This window comes from Agromyces sp. G08B096 (genome assembly GCF_040267705.1).
Taxonomy (GTDB): Bacteria; Actinomycetota; Actinomycetes; order Actinomycetales; family Microbacteriaceae; genus Agromyces.
The window spans coordinates 1,163,747-1,188,789 of the sequence record NZ_CP158374.1; the positions used below are offsets into that span (position 1 = coordinate 1,163,747).

At 71.7% G+C, this 25,043-nt stretch carries 26 protein-coding genes and 1 tRNA gene; 16 read left to right on the forward strand and 11 right to left on the reverse strand.

Annotated elements, in window-relative coordinates:
- The first annotated feature begins 10 nt into the window (after positions 1-10).
- Positions 11-1,456, forward strand: coding sequence for an NAD(P)/FAD-dependent oxidoreductase (locus tag ABIQ69_RS05750; RefSeq protein WP_350349421.1), 1,446 nt, complete (start codon positions 11-13; stop codon positions 1,454-1,456).
- A 103-nt stretch (positions 1,457-1,559) separates the two neighbouring features.
- Positions 1,560-1,632, forward strand: a tRNA-Leu gene (locus tag ABIQ69_RS05755).
- Positions 1,633-1,650: 18 nt separating this feature from the next.
- On the opposite strand, the gene ABIQ69_RS05760 is transcribed toward ABIQ69_RS05755, so the two are convergent.
- The gene (locus ABIQ69_RS05760; RefSeq protein ID WP_350349422.1) at positions 1,651-2,577 is read right to left on the reverse strand and encodes a Ppx/GppA phosphatase family protein; all 927 of its coding nucleotides are present in this window, start codon (positions 2,575-2,577) and stop codon (positions 1,651-1,653) included.
- An 86-nt stretch (positions 2,578-2,663) separates the two neighbouring features.
- Here ABIQ69_RS05760 and ABIQ69_RS05765 point away from each other — a divergent pair, with 86 nt between their 5' ends.
- The 6 genes from ABIQ69_RS05765 to ABIQ69_RS05790 all read left to right on the forward strand — a co-directional run bounded on the left by ABIQ69_RS05765 (position 2,664) and on the right by ABIQ69_RS05790 (position 8,687).
- On the forward strand, positions 2,664-3,260 hold the full coding sequence (locus ABIQ69_RS05765) for a TetR family transcriptional regulator (RefSeq protein ID WP_350349423.1): 597 nt from the start codon (positions 2,664-2,666) through the stop codon (positions 3,258-3,260).
- A complete protein-coding gene (locus tag ABIQ69_RS05770) occupies positions 3,257-4,528 on the forward strand; it encodes an MFS transporter (protein ID WP_350349424.1) in 1,272 nt (423 codons plus the stop codon). The genes ABIQ69_RS05765 and ABIQ69_RS05770 overlap by 4 nt, the downstream gene beginning before the upstream one ends.
- Complete coding sequence (locus ABIQ69_RS05775; protein WP_350349425.1) at positions 4,525-5,784, forward strand: amino acid deaminase/aldolase; 1,260 nt, start codon at positions 4,525-4,527, stop codon at positions 5,782-5,784. The genes ABIQ69_RS05770 and ABIQ69_RS05775 overlap by 4 nt, the downstream gene beginning before the upstream one ends.
- Positions 5,781-7,094, forward strand: a complete 1,314-nt coding sequence (locus ABIQ69_RS05780; RefSeq protein ID WP_350349426.1) for a D-arabinono-1,4-lactone oxidase — start codon at positions 5,781-5,783, stop codon at positions 7,092-7,094. Before ABIQ69_RS05775 ends, ABIQ69_RS05780 begins: the two co-directional genes overlap by 4 nt.
- A 124-nt stretch (positions 7,095-7,218) precedes the next feature.
- Entirely contained in the window at positions 7,219-7,785 is a 567-nt protein-coding gene (locus ABIQ69_RS05785; protein ID WP_350349427.1) for a LemA family protein, read from the forward strand.
- Positions 7,786-7,808: 23 nt separating this feature from the next.
- Positions 7,809-8,687 carry a M48 family metalloprotease gene (locus ABIQ69_RS05790; protein ID WP_350349428.1) on the forward strand — a complete coding sequence of 293 codons (879 nt, stop codon included), beginning with the start codon at positions 7,809-7,811 and terminating at the stop codon, positions 8,685-8,687.
- On the opposite strand, the gene ABIQ69_RS05795 is transcribed toward ABIQ69_RS05790, so the two are convergent.
- Entirely contained in the window at positions 8,684-9,925 is a 1,242-nt protein-coding gene (locus ABIQ69_RS05795; RefSeq protein WP_350349429.1) for a crosslink repair DNA glycosylase YcaQ family protein, read from the reverse strand. The two genes, ABIQ69_RS05790 and ABIQ69_RS05795, sit on opposite strands and share 4 nt — an antisense overlap.
- A gap of 73 nt (positions 9,926-9,998) precedes the next feature.
- Between ABIQ69_RS05795 and ABIQ69_RS05800 the strand changes: the two genes are divergently transcribed.
- Positions 9,999-11,249, forward strand: coding sequence for an AI-2E family transporter (locus ABIQ69_RS05800; protein ID WP_350349430.1), 1,251 nt, complete (start codon positions 9,999-10,001; stop codon positions 11,247-11,249).
- On the forward strand, positions 11,246-12,484 hold the full coding sequence (gene ilvA, locus ABIQ69_RS05805) for a threonine ammonia-lyase (protein ID WP_350349431.1): 1,239 nt from the start codon (positions 11,246-11,248) through the stop codon (positions 12,482-12,484). The genes ABIQ69_RS05800 and ilvA overlap by 4 nt, the downstream gene beginning before the upstream one ends.
- Before the next feature lie 61 nt (positions 12,485-12,545).
- Here the strand turns inward: ilvA and greA are convergent, their stop codons facing one another.
- Both greA and ABIQ69_RS05815 read right to left on the reverse strand, forming a co-directional pair.
- On the reverse strand, positions 12,546-13,037 hold the full coding sequence (gene greA, locus ABIQ69_RS05810; RefSeq protein ID WP_350349432.1) for a transcription elongation factor GreA: 492 nt from the start codon (positions 13,035-13,037) through the stop codon (positions 12,546-12,548).
- 74 nt (positions 13,038-13,111) lie between these two features.
- Entirely contained in the window at positions 13,112-13,519 is a 408-nt protein-coding gene (locus ABIQ69_RS05815) for a DUF4307 domain-containing protein (protein WP_350349433.1), read from the reverse strand.
- A gap of 90 nt (positions 13,520-13,609) precedes the next feature.
- Here ABIQ69_RS05815 and ABIQ69_RS05820 point away from each other — a divergent pair, with 90 nt between their 5' ends.
- A complete protein-coding gene (locus ABIQ69_RS05820) occupies positions 13,610-13,888 on the forward strand; it encodes a hypothetical protein (protein WP_350349434.1) in 279 nt (92 codons plus the stop codon).
- Between the two features lie 19 nt (positions 13,889-13,907).
- Here the strand turns inward: ABIQ69_RS05820 and ABIQ69_RS05825 are convergent, their stop codons facing one another.
- Positions 13,908-14,597, reverse strand: a complete 690-nt coding sequence (locus ABIQ69_RS05825; RefSeq protein ID WP_350349967.1) for a hemolysin III family protein — start codon at positions 14,595-14,597, stop codon at positions 13,908-13,910.
- A gap of 179 nt (positions 14,598-14,776) precedes the next feature.
- Here ABIQ69_RS05825 and ABIQ69_RS05830 point away from each other — a divergent pair, with 179 nt between their 5' ends.
- The 4 genes from ABIQ69_RS05830 (at position 14,777) to ABIQ69_RS05845 (ending at position 18,609) form a co-directional block, all read left to right on the forward strand.
- Positions 14,777-15,565 carry an isoprenyl transferase gene (locus ABIQ69_RS05830; protein ID WP_350349435.1) on the forward strand — a complete coding sequence of 263 codons (789 nt, stop codon included), beginning with the start codon at positions 14,777-14,779 and terminating at the stop codon, positions 15,563-15,565.
- A 54-nt stretch (positions 15,566-15,619) separates the two neighbouring features.
- Positions 15,620-16,738 carry an aminotransferase class V-fold PLP-dependent enzyme gene (locus ABIQ69_RS05835; protein WP_350349436.1) on the forward strand — a complete coding sequence of 373 codons (1,119 nt, stop codon included), beginning with the start codon at positions 15,620-15,622 and terminating at the stop codon, positions 16,736-16,738.
- Positions 16,739-17,003: 265 nt separating this feature from the next.
- On the forward strand, positions 17,004-18,386 hold the full coding sequence (locus ABIQ69_RS05840) for a PhoH family protein (protein WP_350349437.1): 1,383 nt from the start codon (positions 17,004-17,006) through the stop codon (positions 18,384-18,386).
- A 7-nt stretch (positions 18,387-18,393) separates the two neighbouring features.
- Positions 18,394-18,609 (forward strand): KTSC domain-containing protein, encoded by a 216-nt coding sequence (locus ABIQ69_RS05845; protein ID WP_350349438.1) that lies wholly within the window; start codon positions 18,394-18,396, stop codon positions 18,607-18,609.
- An 84-nt stretch (positions 18,610-18,693) separates the two neighbouring features.
- On the opposite strand, the gene ABIQ69_RS05850 is transcribed toward ABIQ69_RS05845, so the two are convergent.
- Positions 18,694-19,152 (reverse strand): MarR family winged helix-turn-helix transcriptional regulator, encoded by a 459-nt coding sequence (locus tag ABIQ69_RS05850; RefSeq protein ID WP_350349439.1) that lies wholly within the window; start codon positions 19,150-19,152, stop codon positions 18,694-18,696.
- 105 nt (positions 19,153-19,257) lie between these two features.
- On the opposite strand from ABIQ69_RS05850, the gene ABIQ69_RS05855 reads away from it, so the two are divergent.
- Positions 19,258-20,637 (forward strand): FAD-binding oxidoreductase, encoded by a 1,380-nt coding sequence (locus ABIQ69_RS05855; protein ID WP_350349440.1) that lies wholly within the window; start codon positions 19,258-19,260, stop codon positions 20,635-20,637.
- Positions 20,638-20,715: 78 nt separating this feature from the next.
- Here ABIQ69_RS05855 and ABIQ69_RS05860 read toward each other — a convergent pair whose 3' ends face one another.
- The 5 genes from ABIQ69_RS05860 to xseA all read right to left on the reverse strand — a co-directional run bounded on the left by ABIQ69_RS05860 (position 20,716) and on the right by xseA (position 25,030).
- Positions 20,716-22,131 (reverse strand): class II fumarate hydratase, encoded by a 1,416-nt coding sequence (locus ABIQ69_RS05860; RefSeq protein WP_350349441.1) that lies wholly within the window; start codon positions 22,129-22,131, stop codon positions 20,716-20,718.
- Positions 22,132-22,211: 80 nt separating this feature from the next.
- Positions 22,212-22,865: a carbonic anhydrase gene (locus tag ABIQ69_RS05865; RefSeq protein ID WP_350349442.1), complete on the reverse strand. Its 654-nt coding sequence runs from the start codon at positions 22,863-22,865 to the stop codon at positions 22,212-22,214.
- A 23-nt stretch (positions 22,866-22,888) separates the two neighbouring features.
- Positions 22,889-23,533, reverse strand: a complete 645-nt coding sequence (locus ABIQ69_RS05870; protein WP_350349443.1) for a DUF4245 domain-containing protein — start codon at positions 23,531-23,533, stop codon at positions 22,889-22,891.
- A complete protein-coding gene (locus ABIQ69_RS05875; protein WP_350349444.1) occupies positions 23,533-23,763 on the reverse strand; it encodes an exodeoxyribonuclease VII small subunit in 231 nt (76 codons plus the stop codon). Before ABIQ69_RS05875 ends, ABIQ69_RS05870 begins: the two co-directional genes overlap by 1 nt.
- A gap of 10 nt (positions 23,764-23,773) precedes the next feature.
- Complete coding sequence (xseA, locus tag ABIQ69_RS05880) at positions 23,774-25,030, reverse strand: exodeoxyribonuclease VII large subunit (protein ID WP_350349445.1); 1,257 nt, start codon at positions 25,028-25,030, stop codon at positions 23,774-23,776.
- Between the last annotated feature and the right edge of the window lie 13 nt (positions 25,031-25,043).

Genomic DNA, 25,043 nt, shown 5'->3' on the forward strand with positions numbered 1-25,043 from the left:
TCCATTCACCGTGCCCAAGATTCTGATCGTCGGCGGTGGCTACGCGGGGTTCTACACGGCGTGGAAACTCGAGAAGTGGCTTCGCCCCGGCGAAGCCGAGGTCACGGTCGTCGATCCGCTGCCCTACATGACCTACCAGCCGTTCCTCCCCGAGGTCGCGGCCGGGTCGATCGAGCCCCGCCACGCGGTGGTCGCGCAGCGCCGGCACCTGAAGAAGACCAACGTCATCACCGCGAAGGTCACCCGCATCGACCACGCGTCGAAGACCGCCACGATCACGCCCGAGGTGGGCGAGCCGTGGGAGTTCGCGTACGACGTCGTCGTGGTCACGGGCGGTGCGGTCTCGCGCACCTTCCCGATCCCCGGCATCGCCGACCAGGCGATCGGCCTGAAGACCATCGAGGAGGCCGTCGCCGTGCGCGACCGCGTCCTCACGAACTTCGACAAGGCCGCGGCGCTGCCGCCCGGGCCCGAGCGCGAGCGGCTGCTGACCTTCGTGGTCGTCGGCGGCGGCTTCGCCGGCATCGAGGTGTTCGCCGAGCTCCGATCGTTCGCGAGCGCGCTGCTGAAGTACTACCCGCAGCTCACCTTCGACGAGACGCACTTCCACCTCATCGAGGCGATGGGCCGCATCATGCCCGAGGTCTCGCTGCCCACGAGCCACTGGGTCATCAAGCACCTCGCCCAGCGCGGCGCCGAGATCCACCTCGACACGCAGCTCACGAGCGCCGTCGACGGCCGCATCGAGCTGTCGACCGGCGAGAGCTTCGACTCCGGCCTCATCGTGTGGACCGCCGGCGTCATGGCCAACCCGGCGATCGTGCGCACCAGCGACCTCCCGGTCGAGGAGCGCGGCCGCATCAAGACCCGCGCCGACCTCCGCGTGGGCGATGACGACGACTTCGTCGCCGACGCCTGGGCGGCCGGCGACATCGCCGCGGTGCCCGACCTCACCGGCGGCGGCGTCGGCGGGTACTGCGTGCCGAACGCGCAGCACGCGGTCCGCCAGGGCAAGCTGCTCGCGAAGAACATCGTCGCCGTGCTCCGCGGCGAGGAGCCCAAGGAGTACTTCCACAAGAACCTCGGCGCGGTCGCCGGCCTGGGCCTCGGCTCGGGCGTGTTCCAGTCGGGCAAGCTCGCCATCAAGGGCCTGCTCGCGTGGTTCGCCCACCGCGGCTACCACGGCCTCGCCATGCCGAGCTGGGAGCGCAAGTTCCGCGTGTTCTGGGGCTGGTGGAACAACTTCTGGCTCGGCCGCGACATCGTCTCCCTGTCGGCCACGCAGCACCCGCGTGCCGCGTTCGAGGCGTTCGCCGCACGCCCGAAGCCGCCGGCCGCCGAGGCTCCGGCCCCGTCGGTGCCCGCCTCGTCCGCGAAGGCCGATGCGAAGACCGCCGCCGCTGTCGAGGCGAAGTCCGCCGACGGCGCGAAGGCCGAGGCCGTCGCGGCGAAGTAGCGCCCGCTCAGTAGTCTGGAACGCGGTGGTGCCCTCGGGCGTCACCGCGTTTCCGGTTCTCCGGGCCGTGCGGCACGGTCTGCGCGGCACGGCGACCGAAGCGGCTCCCGTAGCCCAACGGCAGAGGCAGGCGACTTAAACTCGCTTCAGTCTGGGTTCGAATCCCAGCGGGAGCACCTGGTCGCGCCGCGCCGTCAGCGCAGATGGTCGAGCCGGCGCAGGATGAGCCCCTCACGGAGGGCCCAGGGCGAGACCTCGAGCTCGGAGACGCGGAACGCCCGCATCGCCTCGCTCAGCACGACGGCGCCCGCGACGATCTGGAACGTGCGATCGGTCGTGATGCCCGGCAGGGCGGGGCGCGCCTCCGCGGGGATGCGGGCGAGCCGCGGCGTCCAGTCGTCGAGCTCCTTGAGCGAGAGCACCGCTCGCTCGGCGGCGCCCGGGCCGTCGCTCGTCGTCCCGGCCAGTCGCGCGAGCGAGCGGATCGTCTTGGACGAGCCGACGATGTGGTCGGCACGCGGCTTCATCGGGAAGTCGGAGACGACCTCCGCGAGCACCTCCCGGGCATGGCGTCGCAACCGCGCGACCTGCTCCTCCGTCGGCGGGTCGTCGGGCAGGAACTCGACGGTCGAGCGCCCGGCACCCAGGGGAACCGACAGCGCCACCTCGGGATCTTCGTCGAGTCCCTGCGCGATCTCGAGCGAGCCGCCGCCGATGTCGAAGAGGAGGATCCGGTCGGCGGACCAGCCGAACCAGCGGCGGACGGCGAGGAAGGTGAGCCGGGCCTCGTCCTCGCCCGAGAGCACCTGCAGTTCGACGCCGGTCGCGCGGGCGATCTCGGCCAGCACGGCTTCGCCGTTCGCCGCCTCTCTGATCGCCGAGGTCGCGAACGGCAGCAGGTCTTCGATGCCGTCGGCGCGAGCGGCCTCGACCGCCGTGCGGATCGCGTCGACGATGCTCTCCACACCGGCCTCGCTGATCGACCCGTCGGGCTCGAGGTAGCGCATGAGCCGCAGCACCGCCTTGTGCGAGGCCGCCGGGATGGGGCGCGCGCCGGGGTGCGCGTCGACGACGAGCAGGTGGACGGTGTTCGAGCCGACGTCGAGGACTCCGAGACGCATGATGCGAGGGTAGCGACCTTCGTGCATACTGGTGCGACTGGGACGAATGTCCCACTTCGTGCGGCGACGGGGTCGGAAGGAGCGAGATGACGCGTATCCCGGCTCCCGAGCGTCGTGAGGCCCTCGTCGAGGCCGCGCTCCGCGTGGTCTCACGGGAGGGCATCGCGCGCGCCACGACCCGGCGCATCGTCGCCGAGGCCGGGATGAGCCTCGCGAGCTTCCACTACGCGTTCGACTCCCGCGACGAGCTCATCGACGAGCTCATCCGCACCGTCGTCGCGCGTGAGCAGCAGGCGGTGGTGCCCGAACTGCTGCCCGGAGTGTCGCTCCGCGAGCTCCTCCAGACCGGCATCGAGCGCTACCTCGCGCATCTCCGGTCCGACCCCGCGCACGAGCAGGCCATGCTGGAGCTCACCCAGTACGCGTTGCGCGACCCTGAGCGGCATCCGCTCGCCCTGGCGCAGTACGCCAGGTACACCGATCTCGCGGTCGACGCCCTGGAACGCGCCGCCGCGCACTCCGGTGCCACCTGGCGGGTCCCCGTCGACCAGGTGGCGCGGGTGCTCGTCGCGTTCACCGACGGCCTCACGATCACCTGGCTCGTCGACCGCGACGACGAGGCGGCGCGCCGCGTCGCCGCTGCGGCCGCCGACGCCCTCTCGAGAATGGCGGATGCCCCATGACCGACCTCGACGCCGCGACCGCTCCGGCCGGCGGGGCCTTCGACGAGCCCACGCGCCGGGTCGGCGCGGGCTGGATCGCCGCCTTCGCCTCGGCGTGGCTCGGCATCTGGATGGCGCAGCTCACGCCCGTGCAGCTGCTCCTGCCGGCGCAGATCGACGCGGTGCTGCGCCCGGAGCAGTGGACCGACAGCGTGCTGGCGTTCGGGGTCGTCTCGGGGGTCGCGGCGGTGTTCACGATCGTGGCGTACCCGGTGACCGGTGCGCTCTCCGATCGCACCGCGTCGCGGTTCGGCCGGCGCCGGCCGTGGATCGCACTCGGCGCGCTGGTGTTCGCCGCGTCGCTCGTGGTGCTCGGCTTCCAGACCGAGCTGTGGGCGATCGGTGCGGCCTGGGTCGCGGCCACGATCGGGTTCTGCGTTGCGACCGCCGCGCTCACGGCGACGATCTCCGATCAGGTGCCGGTCGATCAGCGCGGATTCGTCTCCGGCTGGATGTCGGCCCCGCAGTCCGTCGGCATCATCGTCGGACTCGTGATCGTGACGATGCTCATCACCGGCGCCGAGGCGGGCTATGCCGTGCTCGCCGGCGCGCTCCTCCTCCTCGTGCTGCCGTTCCTGCGCGTGCCCGACCGGCCGCTCGCGGGCGGAGAGCGCCGACGGGTCACAGCACGTGGCATCCTCGCCTCCCTGTGGATCAGCCCGCGGGCGTATCCCGACTTCGGCTGGACGCTCACGAGCCGCGTGCTCGTGTCGATCGGGAACGCGCTCGGCACGAGCCTGCTGCTGTACTTCCTCATGTTCGGGTTGCGCGACCCGAACGCCGAAGACGACCTGCTCGTGCTGACGCTCGTCTACATGGTGTTCGTGATCATCGCCTCACTGGTGTTCGGCCGACTCTCCGACCGGCTCGGGCGCCGCAAGGCTTTCGTGTTCGTAGCATCCGTGCTGCAGGGGGCGGCCGCGCTGCTGCTCGCGCTGGTGCCCGATCTCACGACCGCGATGATCGCCGCCGGCCTGCTCGGCCTCGGCTACGGGTGCTTCCTGTCGGTCGATCAGGCGCTCGCGACGCAGGTGCTGCCCGACCCGGCGGCCCGCGGCAAGGATCTCGGCATCATGAACATCGCCACGGCGGTGCCCCAGGCCGTCGGACCGCTCATCGGCGCGCTCGCCGTCGTGTGGACCGGTTCGTTCACCCTCGTGTTCGTGCTGAGCGGCGCCTGCGCCGTCGCCGGCGCGATCGCGGTCTCCCGAGTCAGGAGCGTGCGATGACCCTCGACCTCGCCTCACCGTCCGGTGCGTCGCAGGCGGATGCCTCGCGCCCGGCGACCTGGTCCGACCCGGCGGCCTACTGGCCCGAGCTGACGCGCGCGACATGCGGCCTCGACGCGCCGGTGGGCGTGCTGCACCTCGGCGCACTGCGGCACAACGCGGCCGATATGGCGCGCCGCGCGCACGGCCGGCCGATCCGGGTCGCCTCGAAGTCGATCCGCGTGCGCGCGGTGATCGAGGCACTGCTCCGGCTGCCGGCGTACCACGGCGTCCTCGCGTACACGCTCGCCGAGGCGATCTGGCTGGCGTCCAGCGTCGACGACCTCGTCGTCGGATATCCGACGGCCGAGCGCGAGAGCCTCCGCCGGCTCGGCACCGACCCCGACCTCGCCTCGCGGATCGCGATCATGGTCGACTCGCCTGCGCAGCTCGACCTCGTCGATGCCGTCCTTCCCCCCGGCCGCCGCGAAGAGGTGCGCGTCTGCCTCGAGCTCGACGCCTCGTGGAAGGCGCCGGTGCTCGGGCATCTCGGCGTGCGCCGGTCGCCCGTGCATGCGCCGGCCGACGCCGGCGCGCTGGCCGCCTACATCGCGGAGCGGCCCGGGTTCCGCCTCGTCGGGGTGATGGCGTACGAGGCCCAGATCGCCGGTGTCGTGAACCGTCCCGAGGGGCGCCCGGTCGAGGGCGCCGTGAACCGGTGGATGCAGTCGCGTTCGATGCCCGAGCTCGCCGAGCGTCGTGCGCTCGCCGTCGAGGCCGTGAGACGGCACGCCGACCTCGAGTTCGTGAACGGCGGCGGCACCGGTTCGCTCGAGTCCACCGCGGCGGATGCCTCGGTCACCGAGATCGCCGCCGGGTCGGGCATCTTCGGCGGGCATCTCTTCGACGGCTATGCGCACTTCACGCCCGCACCGGCTGCGGCCTTCGGCCTCGACGTCGTGCGGCGGCCCGGGCCCGACCACGCGACGGTGCTCGGCGGCGGCTGGATCGCCTCCGGCCCGCCGGCGCACGACCGGCTGCCGAAGCCCGTCTGGCCCGAGGGGCTCGAGTACGTGGCGCGGGAGGCGGCGGGCGAGGTGCAGACGCCGCTGACGGGCGACGCCGCCCGGTCGATGCGGGTGGGCGACCGGGTGTGGTTCCGTCACACCAAGTCGGGCGAGCTCTCGGAGCACCTCGACGCCTTCCAGCTCGTCGACGACGGCGAGATCATCGACGAGCTCCCGACCTACCGGGGAGAGGGGAAGACGTTCCTGTGACGGCGAGCGGAGCACTGTGGCGCAACTGGGGCCGGAGCGAGCAGGTGCGTCCGCACCGGGTGGAGCGGCCGGCGACCGTCGAGGCGGTGCAGCGCGCGGTCTCCGCCGCCGCGGCATCCGGGTTGCGGGTCAAGCCGGTCGGCGCGGGTCACAGCTTCACCGGCATCGCCGTGGCGCCCGACGTCCAGCTCGATCTCGGCGAGCTCACCGGGGTGCTCGACGTCGACGAAGGCGCCGGCCGCGTGCGGCTCGCCGCGGGGACGCGACTGCATCAGCTGCCGAAGCTGCTCGCCCCGTACGGCCTCGCGATGGCGAACATGGGCGATATCGACCGGCAGACGATCGCCGGTGCGATCTCGACCGGCACCCATGGCACGGGGCTCGGGTTCGGGGGCCTCGCCACGCAGGTGGTCGCCGCCCGGCTCGTCACGGGGTCGGGCGAGGTGCTGGAGGTGAGCGAGACGAGCCGCCCCGAACTGCTGCCCGCCGTCCGGCTCGGTCTCGGCGCGCTCGGCGTCCTGGTCGACGTCACACTGCAGCTCGTCCCGCGCTTCGTCCTCCACGCCGTCGAGCAGCCCGAGCCGCTGGACGCCGTCCTCGACGATTGGGAGCGGCGGGTCCGAAGCGCCGACCACTTCGAGTTCTACTGGTTCCCGCACACCGACACCGCCCTCACGAAGACGAACACGAGGTTGCCCGGGGACGCGCCCCGCGACCCGCTCGGCCGCATCTCGCGGTGGGTCGACGACGAGCTGGTCGCCAACGGCGCCTACCGCGCGATCTGCGCGCTCGGGCGCACCGCGCCGGGCGTCACCCCGTTCTTCGCGAGGCAGGTCGACAAGCTGACGGGGGACCGCGAGTTCACCGACTTCTCGCCCGCGGTGTTCACGACGAACCGGTCCGTCCGGTTCCGGGAGATGGAGTACTCAGTGCCGCTGGATGCGGTGCCGGCCGCGTTCCGCGAGGTCTGCGACCTGATCGAACGGCGCGGCTGGCGGATCAGCTTCCCGATCGAGGTGCGGGCGGCCGCACCCGACGAGAACTGGTTGTCGACCGCCTACGGCCGCGAGTCGGGGTACATCGCCGTGCACCGCTACTTCCGCGAGGATCCCGCCGAGTACTTCGGGGCGGTCGAGGAGATCATGCTCGCCCACGGCGGTCGCCCGCACTGGGGGAAGATGCACTCGCTGGGCGCCGAAGCGCTCGCCGAGCGCTACCCGCGCTTCGACGACTTCCTGGCGGTCCGCGACGAGCTCGACCCCGAACGGCGGTTCGGCAACGCGTACGTGGAACGCGTGCTCGGCGGCTGACCGGCCCTGATTCCGGGCCGCACGCTTCCTGCCAGTCCCATGGGAAACCCGGGGGCACGCGGACGCCCTCGGTAGGATGAGAAGACCGTCCGAATCACCCCCATCGCGTGCAAGGAGCCCGGCCATGGAATGGCTCATCCCCGTCCTCATCGTCGTCGCGCTGGTGGTGATCGTCGGCATCTATCTGTGGGCGACCTACAACTCCCTGGTCACGCTGAACGTCCGCGTCGACGAGGCGTGGAGCGACATCACGGTGCAGCTGAAGCGCCGCGCCGACCTCATCCCGAACCTCATCGAGACGGTGAAGGGCTACGCGGCGCACGAGAAGTCGGTGTTCGAGAACGTCACCCAGGCGCGTGCCGAGACGCTGCAGGCGCAGGGCCCGGCCGAGGCATCCGCAGCCGAGAACCACATGCAGCAGGCGCTGAAGTCGATCTTCGCCGTCGCCGAGGCGTACCCGCAGCTGCAGGCGAGCCAGAACTTCCTCCAGCTGCAGGCCGAGATCGTCGACACGGAAGACAAGATCCAGGCGTCGCGCCGGTTCTACAACGGCGGCGTCCGCGAGCTGAACACGAAGATCAAGGTCTTCCCGAACACGCTGTTCGTGCGCGGCCTCGGCTTCCACGAGCGCGACTTCTTCGAGGTCACCGAGGCGGCGGCGATCGCCGAGCCGCCCCGCGTGCAGTTCTGACGCCGGAGCGCTGACCGCACCCGATGTACCGCGCGATCGCCAAGAACAAGCGCAACACCGTCTTCACGATCCTGCTGTTCCTCGCCATCATCGGCGGCCTGGGCTGGCTCGCCGCAGCGATCTACGGTGATCTCACGATCGTCATCGTGACCTTCGTCGTCGCGATCGGCTACGCCCTCATCCAGTACTTCACGGCCGACAAGCAGGCCATCGCGATGTCGGGGGCGATCGAGATCCGGTCGAAGGCGGAGCATCCCCGGCTCTGGCGCACCGTCGAGAATCTGTCGATCGCGACGGGCACGCCGATGCCGAAGGTGTACGTCATCTCGGACCCGGCGCCGAACGCGTTCGCCACCGGACGCGACCCCGAGCACGCGATCGTGGCCGCCACGACCGGGCTCCTCGAGATCATGGACGACGCGGAGCTCGAGGGGGTCATGGCCCATGAGCTCGGCCACGTGCGGAACTACGACATCCGGCTCTCGATGATCGTCTTCGGGCTGGTCGTCGCCATCGGTTTCATCTCCGACCTGCTGGTGCGCATGGCGTTCTTCGGCGGCAACCGCAACAACAACGCCAACCCGATCGTGCTCGTCTTCGGCATCGTCGCGATGCTCGTGGCGCCGCTGGTCGCCTCGCTCGTGCAGCTCGCGGTGTCGCGCCAGCGCGAGTACCTCGCCGATGCCACGGGCGCGATGACCACGAGGCATCCTGACGCGCTCGCCCGGGCGCTGCTGAAGCTCGAGGCCTACGGCCGCCCGATGAAGCGGCAGAACACCTCGATGGCGCACCTCTGGATCGCCGACCCGCTGAAGCCGGGCGTCATCGACCGGCTGTTCGCCACGCACCCGCCGATCCCCGATCGCGTGAAGCGGCTGCAGGAGATGGGCGGCGGCTTCTAAGCGGGCGACCCGACGGATGCCCCGAGCTCGGCGGCGAGTGCGGGGGAGAGGTCGCCCCGCCCCGCGAGCACGACGTCGTCGAGCCCCTGCCACTGGGCGGCCGCCCGCAGCATGGGCGCGAGCCGCGCGGCGGTCTCGGCGGGCGCGGTCGGTTCAGCCCAGGCCGACTGGACGCGCAGCACCCCGGCCTTGCGGTCGCTCTTCAGGTCGACCCGGCCGACGACGTCGTCGTCGATGAGGAGCGGAAGCGAGTAGTAGCCGAACTTCCGTTCGGGCTCGGGGGTGTAGATCTCGATGCGGTAGTGGAAGTCGAACAGGCGCTCGGTGCGGGGCCGGAACCAGACGACGGGGTCGAATGGCGAAAGGAGCGCCGCGGCGTCGATGCGCCGGGGACGCCGCGCATCGCGGTGCACCCACGCCGGAGCAGGGCGGTTGCCGGTCTGCCAGCCCGGCACGGTGACCGGCTGCAGGACGCCGGCGTCCACCAGGTCGGCGATGGCGGGCTTCACCTGGGCGCGCGTGGTGCGCCAGTAGTCGGCGAGATCGGCCTCGGTCGCGATGCCGAGCGCGGAGGCCGCGCGGGCGACGAGCTCGCGGAGCGCGTCGGCGGCGAGCACCTCGAGGTCGAGCACCTCGGCGGGCAGCGCCTGCTCGGGCAGCGCGTAGACCCGTTCGAACCTGCGCCGCTCGACGCAGACCACCTCGCCGGTGCGGAACATCCACTCGAGCGTGCGCTTCACGTCGGACCAGCCCCACCAGGGCCCGCGGCGCTCGTTGGCGTCGTGCTCGATCTCGCTCGCCCGCATCGGGCCCTTCTCGCCGAGCTCGGCGATGAGCCAGGTCGCGAGCTGACGGTTCTCGGCGACCCAGCCGCCCCAGTCACTGCCCTTGCGCCGGTACTCGTCGCGGCGGAAGGCGAAGAGCGGCCACAGGTCGCGCGGGATGTAGGCGGCCTGGTGCGCCCAGTACTCCATGAGGCGCCCGCGGCGCCCATTGGCCATGCGGTCGAGCAGCTCGCGGTCGTAGCCGCCGAGGCGGCTGAACGCCGGGAGGTAGTGGCTGCGCTCGAAGACGTTCACGGAGTCGATCTGGAGCAGCCCCAGCCGGTCGACGATGCCCGCGACCTGCCGCGTGCCGGGGGTCGTGCCGACCTGAGGCCGTCCGAATCCCTGCGCCGCGAGTGCGATCCGTCGGGCGAGGGCGGGGCTGATGCGCTCGGCGCGGGCATGCTCGTCCATGGTGTCCCGAGCGTAGCGCGGGCTCCCGACACCGCATGCCGGCGACGGAATCCACCCGCCCTAGACTGGAGCGATGACGGACTCGAAGGGGCGGGCTCGGGCCAGGTTCGTGAGGCGTCGCGGGCGTGAGACGCCCTCGGGTGAGGCCGCGGGCACCGTGGCGCCCGTCGTCCGCACCGACGTGGCCGAGGCGGTGCCCTACGGCATGCGGCTCGCCGCCGCCTGGTCGTGGCGCCTGCTCCTCGTGGGCGGCGTGCTGGCGGTGGTGGTCTTCCTCATCATCCAGCTCCGGCTCATCGTCATCCCGGTGCTCGTCGCCGTCCTCCTCGGCGCCCTGCTCGTGCCGTTCTCGCAGTTCCTCCAACGGCATCGCTGGCCGAAGTGGCTCGCCGTGACCGTGGCGATGCTCTCGGCCCTCGCGGTCGTCGGGGGACTGCTCACCCTCGGCATCACGCAGATCGTCCGGGGCTCCGACGAGTTGGCTGCGCAGTCGCTCGTCGCGTGGGAGGACTTCCGGGAGTGGCTGCTCGAAGGCCCCTTCCACATCACCGAGGCGCAGCTGAACGACGCCGTCGCCCAGGTGGTGACGGCCATCCAGGAGGACACGGGGGTGCTCTTGAGCGGAGCCCTCTCGGTCGGCTCGTCGCTCGGGCACTTCCTGGCCGGGCTGCTGCTCACGCTCTTCGCAACCCTGTTCATCCTCATCGACGGGCGGGGCATCTGGAACTGGCTCGTCGGCATCTTCCCGCGGCGTGCCCGCGCCGCCGTCGACGGCGCAGGGATCGCCGGCTGGACGACCCTGCAGAACTTCGTGAAGGTGCAGATCCTCGTCGCCACGATCGACGCGATCGGCATCGGGCTCGGCGCCTTCCTCCTCGGCCTGCCGCTCGCCGTGCCGATCGCGATCCTCGTGTTCCTCGGCTCGTTCATCCCGATCGTCGGCGCCGTGGCCACCGGCGCGCTCGCGGTTTTCGTCGCGCTCGTCTACAGCGGGCTCTGGCCGGCCGTCATCATGCTCGCCATCGTGCTGCTGGTGCAGCAGGTCGAGGGCCATGTACTGCAGCCGCTCATCATGGGCACGGCCGTCAAGGTCCACCCGCTCGGCGTGGTGCTCGCGGTCGCGACCGGTTCCCTGCTCGCGGGCATCCCCGGCGCGCTGTTCGCGGTGCCGGTGGCGGCCGTGCTCAACGTCATGATCGTGTACGTCGCGAGCGGCGTGTGGAAAGCCGAGGCGCCCCCGGGCGCGATCGAGGTCCGCTCGCCGCTCTGGCGGACGGTGCCACAGAAACCGCCGGCCTTCGGACGAGGAGACGCACGCACGTGACACAGGGGTACGCGGGGCCGACGCTCGCCGAGTTCGAGCAGGCGGCCCAGACTGTGGCGGCGGTCGCACGCCGCACCCCGATGGAGTCCTCCCGGTTCCTCGCCGGCGAGCTCGGGGTGCAGGTCTTCCTGAAATGCGAGAACCTGCAGCGGACCGGCTCGTACAAGCTCCGCGGGGCGTACAACCGCATCTCGGCGCTGAGCGACGAGGAGCGGGCGCGAGGCGTCGTGGCGGCCTCCGCGGGCAACCACGCGCAGGGCGTCGCGTTCGCCGCTCGAGAGCTCGGCATCCGGGCGACGATCTTCATGCCGGTCGGGGTGACGCTGCCGAAGCTCGACGCCACGCGTGCGTACGGTGCCGAGGTCGTGCTCAGCGGCGACTCGGTCGGCGAGACCCTCACGGCCGCGGCCGCATTCGCCGAGGAGACGGGCGCGGTCATCATCCCGCCGTTCGATCACCACGACGTGATCGCGGGGCAGGGAACGCTCGGGCTCGAGATCCTCGAGCAGGCACCGGATGCCGCGACCGTCGTCGTGCCGATCGGCGGCGGGGGACTCGCGGCCGGCATCGCGAGCGCCGTCAAGCAGCGCGCGGCCGAACAGGGCCGGCGCATCCGTGTCGTGGGCGTGCAGGCGGAGAACGCCGCGCCCTACGTCGCGTCGATCGCGGCGGGCCTGCCGCGCGAGGTGCCCGTCGTGCCGACGATCGCCGACGGCATCGCGGTCTACCGGCCCGGCGAGCTGAACTTCGAGATCATCCGCGAGGCGGTCGACGACGTCGTCACCGTCACGGAAGACGACATCGCGCGGGCGCTGCTGGTGCTGCTCGAACGGGCCAAACTCGTCGTCGAGCCGGCCGGCGCGGTCTCGGTCGCCGCCCTCATGACCGGCAAGGTGGTCTCCGAGGGCCCCGTGGTGGCGCTGCTCTCGGGCGGCAACATCGACCCGCTGCTCATGCAGCGCGTCATCGCGCACGGGCTCGCGGCATCCGACCGGTATCTGACGCTCTCCATCGGCATGCCCGACCGGCCGGGGCAGCTCGCGCGCATCGCCGAACTGCTGGCGGGCGCGAACGCGAACGTGGTGGAAGTGCTGCACACCAGGCACGGCTCGGGGCTGCAGATCTCCGAGGTCGAACTCGAGGTCTCGGTCGAGACCCGCGGGCCCGATCATCGCGCCGAGGTCGTCGAGGTGCTCCGCCGCGCGGGCTACGAGCCCGTCGTGCGCACGAAGTAGGGGCGGCGAAGCCCGGCCGGGCGCCCGCCGATCTCGATGGGGTGGGCGCCCCGGCGGACTGCTACTGGCCGCCCCAGGTCTCGACCTTGACGATCTCGACCGCGATCTCGCGCCCGTTGGGCGCGGTGTACGTCGCCTGCTCGCCGACCTTCAGGCCCAGGATCGCGGCGCCGAGGGGCGACTGCTCGCTGAACACGTCGAGCTCGGAGTCGCCGGCGATCTCGCGGCTGCCGATGAGGAAGGTCTCCTCGTCGCCCGCGATGACGGCGGTGATGACGGTGCCGGACTCGACGATGCCCTTCGACGCGGGCGCCTCGCCGACCTGCGCGGTGCGGAGCAGCTCGGTGAGCTGGCGGATGCGGGCCTCCTGCTTGCCCTGCTCGTCCTTCGCGGCGTGGTACCCGCCGTTCTCCTTGAGGTCGCCCTCCTCGCGAGCGGCCTCGATGCGCTTGGCGATCTCCTCGCGGCCGGTCGTCGACAGCTGCTCGAGCTCGGCGGCCAGTCGATCGTAGGCCTCCTGGGTGAGCCAGGTGACGGTGGCTTCCTGCGCCATGGTGCACACTCCTGTGGTCAGACGTGTCCGAATAGACGTGTCGCCCCGGTGACCACCGAGGCGAAGCTCCTATTCTACGTGAGCCAGCAGTGCTCGACCAAACCCGTGTTCGCCTCCTGAGCGACCCGCACGGTCTCGGTGAAACTGCGCGTGTACCGGTCGGAGGCGGGGATCTCGACGACCTTCCAGCCGACCACGGTGAAGTCCTCGTTGAGCGCTTGCACGACGCAGGCGGTGTCGTTGCCGGCCGGGACCGAGAGACGCCAGCTCACCTCGACCGCACGCTCGTCGTTCATCAGGGTGTGGCCGGTGCCCGCGACCTCCACCGTCGGCTTCTGGCCGTCGAGCCCGGCCCAGACGACCCATGCGACGAGGATGACCGCGAAGACGACCCCGCCGATGAGGAGCATCCACCGATCGCGGCGACGGCGACTCGGGGTGCGGCCGTAGCGCTCGGCGATCGCATCGGGCGCGAGGCTCACTCCCGGCTCCCTCCGGATCGGATCGACTAGGCTTTCCCCCAGCCTAACCCGGCTCGGGAAGGCTCTCTCCCAGCGAAGGAACCGCCCCTCGTGCACCAGCTCGCCCTCTGGATCGTGACCGCCTCCACCGAGGACGAGTTCGACCCGAACGACGTCACGCCCGGGGTGATCGGCTTCGTCCTGACCATCCTCGTGATGATCGCCGTGCTGCTGCTGGTGCTCGACATGGTGCGGCGGATCCGACGGGTCAACTACCGGGCCGAGGTGCGCGAGCAGCTCGAGGCCGAACGCCAGGCTGCGGAGGCCGAGCAGGCCGGCGACGCCGACGGCGAGTCGGTCGACGGGGGAGACGACCGCCCGAAGGGCTGACGCTCCACCCGGCCGGGCTTCACCCCACGTGGTACGCGGGGTCGAGCGCGATCAGCAGGGTGGCCGTCCAGTGGCACATGAAGGCCAGCACGGTGCAGACGTGGAAGATCTCGTGGAAGCCGAAGTGGCCGGGCCACGGGTTCGGCTTCTTCACGCCGTACACGACGGCGCCGATCGTGTAGAGCACGCCGCCGACGATCACGAGCACCATCATCGCGACGCTCGCCGCGAGGAGGTCGCCCAGGTACATGACGGCGGCCCAGCCGAGGAGCAGATAGATCGGCACGTACAGCCACCTCGGCGCCGTGATCCAGAACACCCGGAACCCGATGCCGAGGAGGGCCCCGCCCCAGACGACGCCGAGCAGCAGCCAGCCCTTGTCGGGCGGGAGGGCCAGGATCGCGAGCGGGGTGTACGTGCCCGCGATGAGCAGGAAGATGTTGGCGTGATCGATCCGCTTCAGGATCACCTTGGTCCGCGGCCGCCAGTCGAACCGGTGGTACAGGGCCGAGTTGCCGAAGAGCAGCATCGACGTGAGCATGAACACTGCAGACGCCCACTTGGCCGGCGCGCCGTGCGCGAGCACGATCAGCACGATGCCCGCGGCGATGGTCACCGGGAACGTCCCGGCATGGATCCAGCCGCGCCACGTCGGCTTCAGCTCCGCCGGATCGGCGACCGAGGCGTCGAGCAGCGGGATGTTCGGCAGGTCGGGGCCGCCCCGGTCGTCGCGGGCGACCGCGGCGTCGCCGGCATCGAGCTCGGACACCGGATGCCCGAGGTGCTCGGCGACGTCTTCGGGGCGGCGGCGGCGGTCGGTGGAAGCCATGGGGAAAGCGTAAGCGCAGGCGGTCACGGCATGCTGTGAGGCGGAGGTAGCGTAGTGCCGTGCAGAACAGCGATCGGTCCCGAGGTCGCGGCATCCTCTACCGGCTCTACGAACGCCGGCTCCGCAACGACCTCGGCGACGCCGCCGCGATTCCGCGGCACGTGGCGATGATCATCGACGGCAATCGTCGATGGGCGAGGCAGCTCGGCTACGACTCGGCCGCCCACGGGCACCGGGCCGGCGCCGCGAAGGTGCGGGAGTTCCTCGAGTGGTGCGACGACCTCGGCATCCAGGTCGTCACGCTCTACCTGCTCTCGAGCGACAATCTGTCGAACCGGGAGTCGGCCGAGCTCACCGACCTCATCGAGATCATCGCCGAGCTCGCCGAGGAGCTCAGCCACTACCGAGACTGGCGGGTGCAGCACGTCGGCAGCGATCAGGGGCTCCCCGGACCGCTCGTCGCGGCGCTCGACGCCGCCGAGCAGCGCACGGCCGACAAGCGAGGGCTGCACGTCAACCTCGCCGTCGGCTACGGCGGGCGCACCGAGATCACCGATGCGATGCGCGCCATCGTGGCCGCCCATCACGCGGAGGGACGCAGCCTCGAGGATCTCGCTGAGCGCCTCACCCCCGAGCTCATCGGCGAGCACCTCTACACGGGCGGTCAGCCCGATCCCGACCTCGTCATCCGCACCTCCGGCGAGCAGCGCCTCAGCGACTTCATGCTCTGGCAGGCCGCCCACAGCGAGTTCTACTTCGTGGAGGCCCTCGGACCCGACCTCCGGCGCGTCGACTTCCTGCGGGCGATCCGCGACTACTCGAAGCGGCACCGCCGCTTCGGCGGGTGACATCCCGTCGCTCGTGTCTGCCAAGATATGCCTCGGAGAAGGGGGCACTCTCAGGTGACCATCGAAGACTTTCAGGCCGGGTTCGGCGAAGAACCCGGATACCTCGACTACGGCCGGGTCGGCCCGCTGTCGCGCGCGGTCGTCGAGGAGACGACCGCGTTCGGGCTCGTGCTCGAGCGCGCGAGGCACGGCAGCATGGACGCGTTCGGGGAGCAGGACGCCCGGGTGCGCGCCGCGGCGGCGGCGGTGACCCGGTTCCCCGCCGAGCAGATCGTGTTCCAGCCGAACGCGACGCAGGGCCTCATGCACGCCATGTTCGGGCTCACGGGCACGGTGCTGCTCTCGCCCGACGAGTTCCCGAGCCTGCCCATCGCCGCGGTCCGTGCCCAGGAGGCGCTGCACGTCGTGCAGCCGGCCTGGCTCGAGACCGACCACGGCAAGGTCACGCCGGCCGGCATCCGCGACCAGCTCGAGCAGAACGTGGCCGCCGTGGCGGTGAGCCTCGTCGACTCGCGTACGGGCTACCTGTGCGATCTCGAGGGCATCCGTCAGGTCATCGGCGACCGGCTGCTCATCGTGGACGCCATCCAGGGCTTCGGCGTCGTCGACGCGCCGTGGGAGGCCGCCGACATCATCACCACCGGCGGTCAGAAGTGGTGCCGCGCCGGGTGGGGTACCGGCGTGCTCGCCCTGTCCGAACGCGCCCTCGACCGGCTCACGCCCGTGTTCTCCGGATTCACGGGCACCGAGGAGTCCGAGCCGTGGGGCTACGTCCCGCCGCCCGCCGACGGCGCCTCCGCCTACCGCGTCTCCAACCCCGACCCGATCGCCGAGGCCAGGTTCGCCACGGCCCTCGAGGAGATCGACCGCGTCGGCGTCGCCGAGATCAGCCGCGCCATCGCCGAACGGGTGAGCCTCGTCATCGAGCTCGCCGACGAGTTCGCGATCCCCGTCTCGAGTTCGCGCGACGAGCAGGAGCGCGCCGGCATCGTCGTGCTCTCGCCGCCCGTCGAACAGGTCACGCTGCTCACCGCGTCGCTGCACAACCACGGCGTCACCGCGACGACGCGGCTCGGCTCCGTGCGCCTCAGCGTGCACGCGGCGACGAGCCCCGAGACCCTCGACATGCTCCGCGCCGCGTTCGTCTCGTACGCGACCGCCGCCACCTACTGACGCCGTCGGCAGGATCCGCCGGCGCCGCTGACCGAGGCGGTCGCGCCGATGCGATCGGATGCCTCCGACGAGGCATCCCGCCGCTCGGTGCCGCTTCGTGAACGAGCCATGACGCCCCGCGTGTCGCTGCCACGGATTCGCCCCCGCGGACGTACCGTCGGCACATCGGGCAAGTCGCCCGATCGAGTCGGCTCGTGAACCGCTCGTGGGAGGATCGCCGGCCGGCGCGAAGAGCCGAGCGGAAGCGCTCGGGGCGGGAGCGGTCGTGGCAACAGGTGCAACTTCCCAGTCCGACGGTCGGCAGACGGGCGCGCAGGCGCGCTCGCGGGTCGCGTCCTCACACGCGGCGGCGCAGGCCGAGCGGACCTATGTGCTCGACACGTCGGTGCTGCTGAGCGATCCCCGGGCGCTATTCCGGTTCGCCGAGCACGCCGTCGTGCTGCCCGTGGTCGTCATCACCGAGCTGGAGGCCAAGCGGAACGACCCGGAGATCGGGTACTTCGCCAGGCAGTCGCTGCGGATCCTCGACGAGCTGCGGATCGAGCACGAGCGGCTGGACTTCCCGATCCCGGTCGGCGACGGCGGCTCGCTGCGGGTCGAGCTCAACCACTCGAGCCCGTCGGTGCTGCCGAGCGGGCTGCAACTCGGCGACAACGACTCCAGGATCCTCGCGTGCGCCGCCAACCTCGCCAACGACGGGGTCGCCGTCACCGTGGTCTCCAAAGACCTGCCGCTGCGCGTCAAGGCCGCCGCGATCGGCATCGACGCCCAGGAGTACCGCGCCGAGCTCGCCGTCGACTCCGGGTGGACGGGGATGGCCGAGGCCACCCTCGGCTCCAACGACATGGCGAAGCTCTACGAGCACGAATCGCTCGTCGTCCGCGAAGCCGTCGGGATGCCGGTCAACACCGGGCTCGTGCTGCATTCCGACCGCGGCTCCGCCCTGGCCCGCGTCACGGGTGACGACGGCGCCGTCCGCCTCGTCCGCGGCGACCGCGAGGTCTTCGGAGTGCACGGCCGGTCGGCGGAGCAGCGACTCGCGATCGACCTCCTGCTCGACCCCGAGATCGGCATCCTCTCGCTCGGCGGCCGCGCCGGCACCGGCAAGTCGGCCCTCGCGCTCTGCGCCGGCCTCGAAGCCGTGCTCGAACGCCAGCAGCACAAGAAGATCATGGTCTTCCGTCCGCTGTACGCCGTGGGCGGCCAGGAGCTCGGCTACCTGCCGGGCGACCAGGTGGAGAAGATGAACCCCTGGGCGCAAGCCGTCTTCGACACGCTGGGCTCGGTCGTCTCCGACAACGTGCTCGACGAGGTCGTCGACCGGGGCATCCTCGAGGTGCTGCCGCTCACCCACATCCGCGGCCGGTCGCTGCACGACGCGTTCGTGATCGTCGACGAGGCGCAGTCGCTCGAACGGAACGTGCTGCTCACGGTGCTGAGCCGGATCGGGCAGAACTCCCGCGTCGTGCTGACCCACGACGTCGCGCAGCGCGACAACCTCCGCGTCGGCCGGCACGACGGCGTCGCGTCGGTGATCGAGACATTGAAGGGCCACCCGCTGTTCGCGCACGTGACGCTCACGCGCAGCGAGCGGTCGGCGATCGCCGCGCTCGTGAGCGAGATGCTCGACGGGGCGGAGCTGGCGTGACGGGCTGATGGCGAGGGTTCCGCCGATCCGCTCCGACGCGCTCGACGGGGCGTCCTACGATCCCGAGCGCCGGGTGCTCACCGTGCAGTTCGAGTCGGGCTCGGTGTACGAGTACTTCGACGTCGAGCCCGAGCTCGCGCTCGAGCTCGAGGCTGCGCAGCCGCACCCGTGGCGTGTCGTGGGGGAGCGCGTGAAGCAGCACCGGTTCCGCCGTCTGAACTGACGGCGTCGGGATCCGCGGTCGGGCGGCGGGGCACCCTGCGCCCGGCGGCGGCGACGGCGATGCTCGCTCGTCGGGGCGCGCGCGTCACCCGATGGGCGGCGGCGGCGTGGTGCCGGCGTCGCCGATCGAGGTCGTCAGCACCTCGAGGGCGTCGATGAGCGCCGCGGTGGCGTCGGCGCCGAGCTCGGCGCGCAGACGCCGGTCGAAGGCGACCGCGTCATCGCGCATGCGGGTGAAGGCGGCGCGGCCCTCCGCCGTGAACTCGATGCACTGCACCCGACGGTCGTCGGGGTCGCGCGTGCGCTCCACGAGGCCGCGATCCTCGAGGTTGCGCAGGTGATGGGTGAGGGTCGCGTCGCTGATGCCGACCGCGCGCGCCAGCTCTCGCTGGGTGGGGTGGTCGGCCCCGTCGAGCGCGAGGAAGATGAACCACGTCGCGCGGTTCCCGCCGTGGTCGGCGAGGATGCGCTCGAACTCGCGGTGCACGACCTGCGTGGCATCCCACAGGGCCATGCCGATCGGTCGGACGCCTCGGGTCTTCATAGCCGGAAGTCTAGGCCATTCGATGCAAAAACATTTGATATCAAATCGTTTGATGTCTAACGTTATCGACACCACCAGAGATCGCTCCGGAAAGGACCCAGACGGATGACCCGCTCCGACATCGCCGCATCACCCCTCACCGACCGCCTCCCCGCCGTGCTCGGGGATCGCCTGATCACCGCGGCGCACGAGGAGTTCGCACCGCTCGCCGCGACCACGTTCACCGGCGACGACCGGACACCCGAGGTCATCGCCCGGCCTCGCAACGCAGCCGAGACCGCCGAGGTCGTGCGACTCGCCGCCGAGGGCGCCATCCCGTTCGCCGTCCGCGGCGGAGGCCACGCGTACCACCGCCGATCGAGCGTCGCCGGCGGACTCGTCCTCGACACCCGGCTCCTCGACGGCATCGACCTCGACCCCGACGCCCGGATCGGCCGCGCCGGCGGCGGCGTGCTGGCCGGTGCCTACACCACGGCGGCGGGCGCGTTCGGGCTCGCGACCGGGTTCGGCGACACGGGCAGCGTCGGCGTCGCGGGGCTCACGCTCGGCGGCGGCATCGGCCACCTCAGCCGACGCGACGGGCTCGCGATCGACAACCTGCTCGCCGCCGAGCTGGTCCTCGCCGACGGCCGCGTGGTGCGCGCGAGTGCCGACGAGCACGACGACCTGTTCTGGGCGCTGCGGGGCGGAGGCGGAAACTTCGGAGTCGTGACCGCCCTCGAGTTCCGGCTGCACCCCACGGCGACCATCGTCGGCGGGTTCCTCGCGTTCGAGTCGTCGCCCGACGTCCTTGCGGCGCTCGTGCGGGCCGGTCAGGAGGCGCCCGACACCCTCTCCGTCATGGTGAACGCCATGCTGGCGCCGCCCGCGCCGTTCCTGCCCGTCGAGGTGCACGGCCGCCCGATCGTCGCGGCGCTCGTCTGCTTCTCGGGCGCGCCCGAGGACGCCGATGCCGTCCTCGCACCGTTGCGCGCGGCAGGCACCCCGATCGCCGACCTCGTGCGCCCGCAGGCGTACCCCGAGCTCTTCGCGGGACCGCCGGCACCGTCCGGGCTGCGCGCGAGCATCCGCACCGGGTTCCGCGACGAGCTCGACCCGGCCTGGGCCGCCGCCGCGCTCGACGCGATCGGCACGGCGGCCACGCCGGGCGCGATCGTCAACGTGCGGGTGATGGGCGGCGCCATCGGCCGGGTCGATGCCGACGCCACCGCGTTCGCGCACCGCGACCGCGGGCTCATGGTCACGGTCGTCGGGTCGCAGCCCGACCCGAACGGCGCCGACGGACGCGAGTGGGTCGACGCCACGGCGGGCCGGCTGGGCGTCGCGACCGGCGGATCGTACGTCAACTTCATCGGCGACGACGACCCCGACGGGGCTGCGGCGGCCTACCCCGAGGCGACGCTGCAGCGGCTCGCCGAGGTGAAGCGCCGGTACGATCCCGAGAACCTGTTCCGCTCGAACCACAACATCGCGCCCCAGGGCTGAGCGACGCCGGGCATCGGCGCAGACGACGGATGCTCCGTGCCGACCAGCGGCACGGAGCATCCGTGTGCGGGCGACGCCCTACTTCGCCTGCGGCGGACGCGTCATCGACAGCAGGTCGAGCGCCTGGTCGAGCTGCTCCTCGGTGAGCTCGCCGCGCTCGACGTAGCCGAGGTCGATCACGGCCTCGCGCACGGTGATGCCCTTGGCGACCGAGTGCTTGGCGATCTTCGCGGCGGCCTCGTACCCGATGAGCTTGTTCAGCGGGGTCACGATCGACGGAGACATGCCCGCGAGCGCCGCGACGCGCTCGCGGTTCGGCTCGAGCCCGGAAACCGTCTTGTCGGCGAGCACGCGGACCGAGTTCGCGAGCAGGCGGATGGACTCCAGGAGCGCGGTGCCCATGACGGGGATCTGCACGTTGAGCTCGAACGAGCCCGACGCGCCGCCCCACGCGACGGTGGCGTCGTTGCCGATGACCCGTGCCGCGACCATGAGCACGGCCTCGGGGACGACGGGGTTCACCTTGCCGGGCATGATCGACGAGCCGGGCTGGAGGTCGGGGATGAAGAGCTCGCCGAGGCCGGTGTTCGGGCCGGAGCCCATCCAGCGGAGGTCGTTGCAGATCTTCGTGAGGCTCACCGCGATGGTGCGGAGGGCGCCGGAGGCGTCCACGAGGCCGTCGCGGTTGGCCTGCGCCTCGAAATGGTCGGCGGCCTCCACGATCGGCAGCTCGGTCTCCTGCTGCAGCAGCTCGATCACGAGCTGCGGGAAGCCGGCCGGGGTGTTGATGCCCGTGCCCACCGCCGTGCCGCCGAGCGGCACCTCGGCGACGCGGGGCAGCGCGGTGCGGACCCGCTCGATGCCGAGGCGGATCTGGCGTGCGTAGCCGCCGAACTCCTGCCCGAGGGTGACCGGCGTCGCGTCCATGAGGTGCGTGCGGCCCGACTTCACGAGATCGGCCCAGGCCGCAGCCTTCTCCTCGAGCGCGACGGCGAGGTGGTCGAGCGCGGGGATGAGCTCGTCGATGAGCGCAGCGGTGACGGCGATGTGCACCGACGTCGGGAACACGTCGTTCGAGGACTGCGACGCGTTGACGTGGTCGTTGGGATGCACGTCGCGGCCGAGCTTCTGCGTCGCGAGGGTCGCGAGCACCTCGTTCATGTTCATGTTCGAGCTCGTGCCGGAGCCGGTCTGGTACACGTCGACCGGGAAATGCTCGACGAAGCCGTGACGGCCCGCGATGACGTCGTCGGCCGCCTCGACGATGGCCTGGGCCAGGTCGGCCTCGAGCACGCCGAGCCGGGCGTTCGCCTGCGCCGCCGCCTTCTTGATGCGCGCGAGGGCGGCGATCTGCGCCGGCTCGAGGCCGTGCCCCGAGATCGGGAAGTTCTCGACGGCGCGCTGGGTCTGCGCCCGGTACAGGGCGGACGCGGGCACCCGCACCTCGCCCATCGTGTCGTGCTCGATGCGGTAGTCGGCGGCGTTGTCCACCACGTGCGTGTTCCCTTCGCTTGCGTTTGGCTTCGGCGTGCTGCCGGATGCCTCGGCCGTTCGCGCGGCGCGGACGCTGAGCGTCAGATGCGGCCGACGACGACGTCGGTCTCGGCGCGGCCCTCGACGAGCCGGTAGTTGGCGCCGACGACTGCCAGCCTACCCGCTGCCACCGCGTCGCTGATCATCTCGCTGCGCTCGAGCAGCTCGTGCACGGTGTCGCGCAGGTGCTCGCGGCCGACGAAGCCCGCGTCGACGTGCGACGTGTCGACCGGGGCGCCGTCCTCGGTGCCCGTGACCCGTCGGACGGCGGGGACGATGCGCTCCACGAGTCCCGCGATGTAGGGCGGAAGCGGCGCCGCGTCAGCGGCCGTCGAGTCGATCGCGGCCCGGACCGCGCCGCACTCGTCGTGGCCGAGCACGAGGATGAGCGGGACGCCCAGCACCCCGACGGCGTACTCGAGCGAGCCGATGATCGAGTCGCCCATCACCTGGCCCGCGTTGCGGACGACGAATGCGTCGCCGAGGCCGAGGTCGAAGATGATCTCGGCGGCCAGGCGAGAGTCGCTGCAGCCGAAGATCGCGACGCGGGGGGTCTGCCCGACGGCGAGCTCCGTGCGTCGCTCGACGTCCTGATGCGGGTGCGAGGGCTTGCCCGACACGAAGCGATCGTTGCCGAGGCGGAGTTCCCTCCAAGCCTCGGCGGGGGTCACGGTGCGCTGCTGCGCGTCGTTCACGGGCGCTCCTCTCGCTGCCGGCGCTACTCCTGCGCGGCGATCGTGGGGGTGAGTGCCTCGGCGAGGATCTCGAACTCGTCGGGCGTGGCGGTGCCGAGCAGCACGAAGGTCGTGCCGTTCGCCTCGGTGGTGAGGCCGTACCGCGCGTTGCCCACGTCTTCGGAGGATTCGCGGTTGTCGTAGACGGTCCAGTCGACGCCGTCGATCGTCGTGGTGCCGGTCGCGAGCGTCCGGGCGAGGAGCCCGGCGACCCACGTGGGGTTCGCGCCCTCGGCCTGCGAGAGGCCGATGTACTCGTCGCTCGGGGTGAGGTAGCCGACGTACCAGGCGGTCACATCGTCGACCTCGCTGCGCCGGATCTCGGCGGCGTTCGCGCGCCATCCTTCGGGCAGCTCGGGCACCGCGAGCGGATCGCCCATCGAGGCCTGCGCCTGCTCCGCGGTGCCCGCGACATCGACGTCGCGCTCGATCGGCGTGTCGCTCCGCGGCACGATGAGCACGATCACGAGGACGACGATGAGGCTCGCGCCGAGCGCGAGGACGAGGTTCAGCACGGTCTGGCGCTGACGGTGCTTGCGGCTGTTCTCGGCCTTGCGGGCCGCCGTCTCCTCGGGCGTCTCGGGGCGGCCGAGCTCGGCGACCACCCGCGGCGGACGGGAGGAGGCCATCAGCCGGCCTGCTCGTCGCTCGGACGGGAGCCCGCGCGGGCCGCCTCGAGGCGGGCCTTCGCGCCGACGAGCCACTCCTCGCAGCGGGCGGCGAGCGCCTCGCCGCGTTCCCAGAGGGCGAGCGACTGCTCGAGCGTCGCCGACCCCTGCTCGAGCTCGGCGACGACCTGCACGAGCTCGTCGCGCGCCTGCTCGTAGCTGAGCTCGGCGACATCCGCGGGGGTGGGCATGACAGCCATTCTATTCGGCGCCGCCGACGGCCTCCGCCGCCGCGGGGCGGTGATCGGATGCCTCCCCCTCGGACACCGCCGCGAGCGTGCCGCCGGCGAGCGTCAGGGTGAGGGCCTCGCCGGCCGGGGCATCCGACGCCTCCCGGAGCACCCGGCCGTCGGCGCCCTGCGCGATCGCGTACCCGCGGTCGAGCGTCGCCTGCGGCGACAGCGCCCGGAGGTGCGTGCGGAGCGCGCTCACGCGCGCCTGCTGGCGCTCGAGCTGGCGCTCCACGAGGTCGGTGCCGCGGGCGACCCACCGGGTGAGCTCCTCGGCGCGCCGGTCGATGATCCAGTCGGGCGTGGCGAGCGAGGGCCGCGACCGGAGGTGGGCGATGCGATCGGTCTCGCGCGTGAGGATGGCCGACAGGCGCATGCCGAGCCGCGCGCGAGCGTGCTCGACGCGCGCGAGCTCCTCCGTCACATCGGGCACCACGCGCTTGGCCGCATCGGTCGGCGTGGAGGCACGCAGGTCGGCGACCTCGTCGAGGAGCGGCCGGTCGGCCTCGTGGCCGATCGCCGACACGATCGGGGTGGATGCCGCGGCCGCGGCCCGCACGACGCGTTCATCGCTGAAGCCGAGGAGGTTCTGGAAGTCGCCGCCGCCGCGCGCCACGATGATGACCTCCACCTCGGGGTCGGCATCCAGACGCTCGATGGCGCGCACGACCTCGGGCACCGTGCGATCGCCCTGGACGGCCGCGTACACGGTGCGGAACTCCACGGCCGGCCACCGCAGGCGGGCGTTGCGGAGCACGTCCTGCTCGGCGTCGGAGTCGCGACCGGTCACGAGCCCGATCACGCGGGGGAGGAAGGGCAGCGGGCGCTTGCGGTCGAGCGCGAACAGGCCTTCGGCCGCGAGCTGGGCGCGCAGCCGCTCGAGTCGTTCGAGCAGATCGCCGAGGCCCACGTGGCGGAGGTCGTAGACCTGCATCGTGAGCGAGCCGCCCTTGACCCACCAGCTGGGCTTCACGAGTGCGACGACACGGTCGCCCTGCTTGAACTGCTCGGTGAGTCGCGCGCGCACCGACGACCAGATCGTGAACGACACCGTGGCGTCGACGTCGCAGTCTTTGAGCTTGCCGTACACGTTTCCCGCCGACACGCCCCACTGGGTGAGCTCGCCCTCGACCCAGACGGTGCCGAGCCGGTCGACGTACTCCTTGAGCTTGCCCGAGAGCACCGACACGGGCCACGGCGTCTCGCGCGTGGTGGGGCCTTGGGCCAACGGTCGCTCCCAG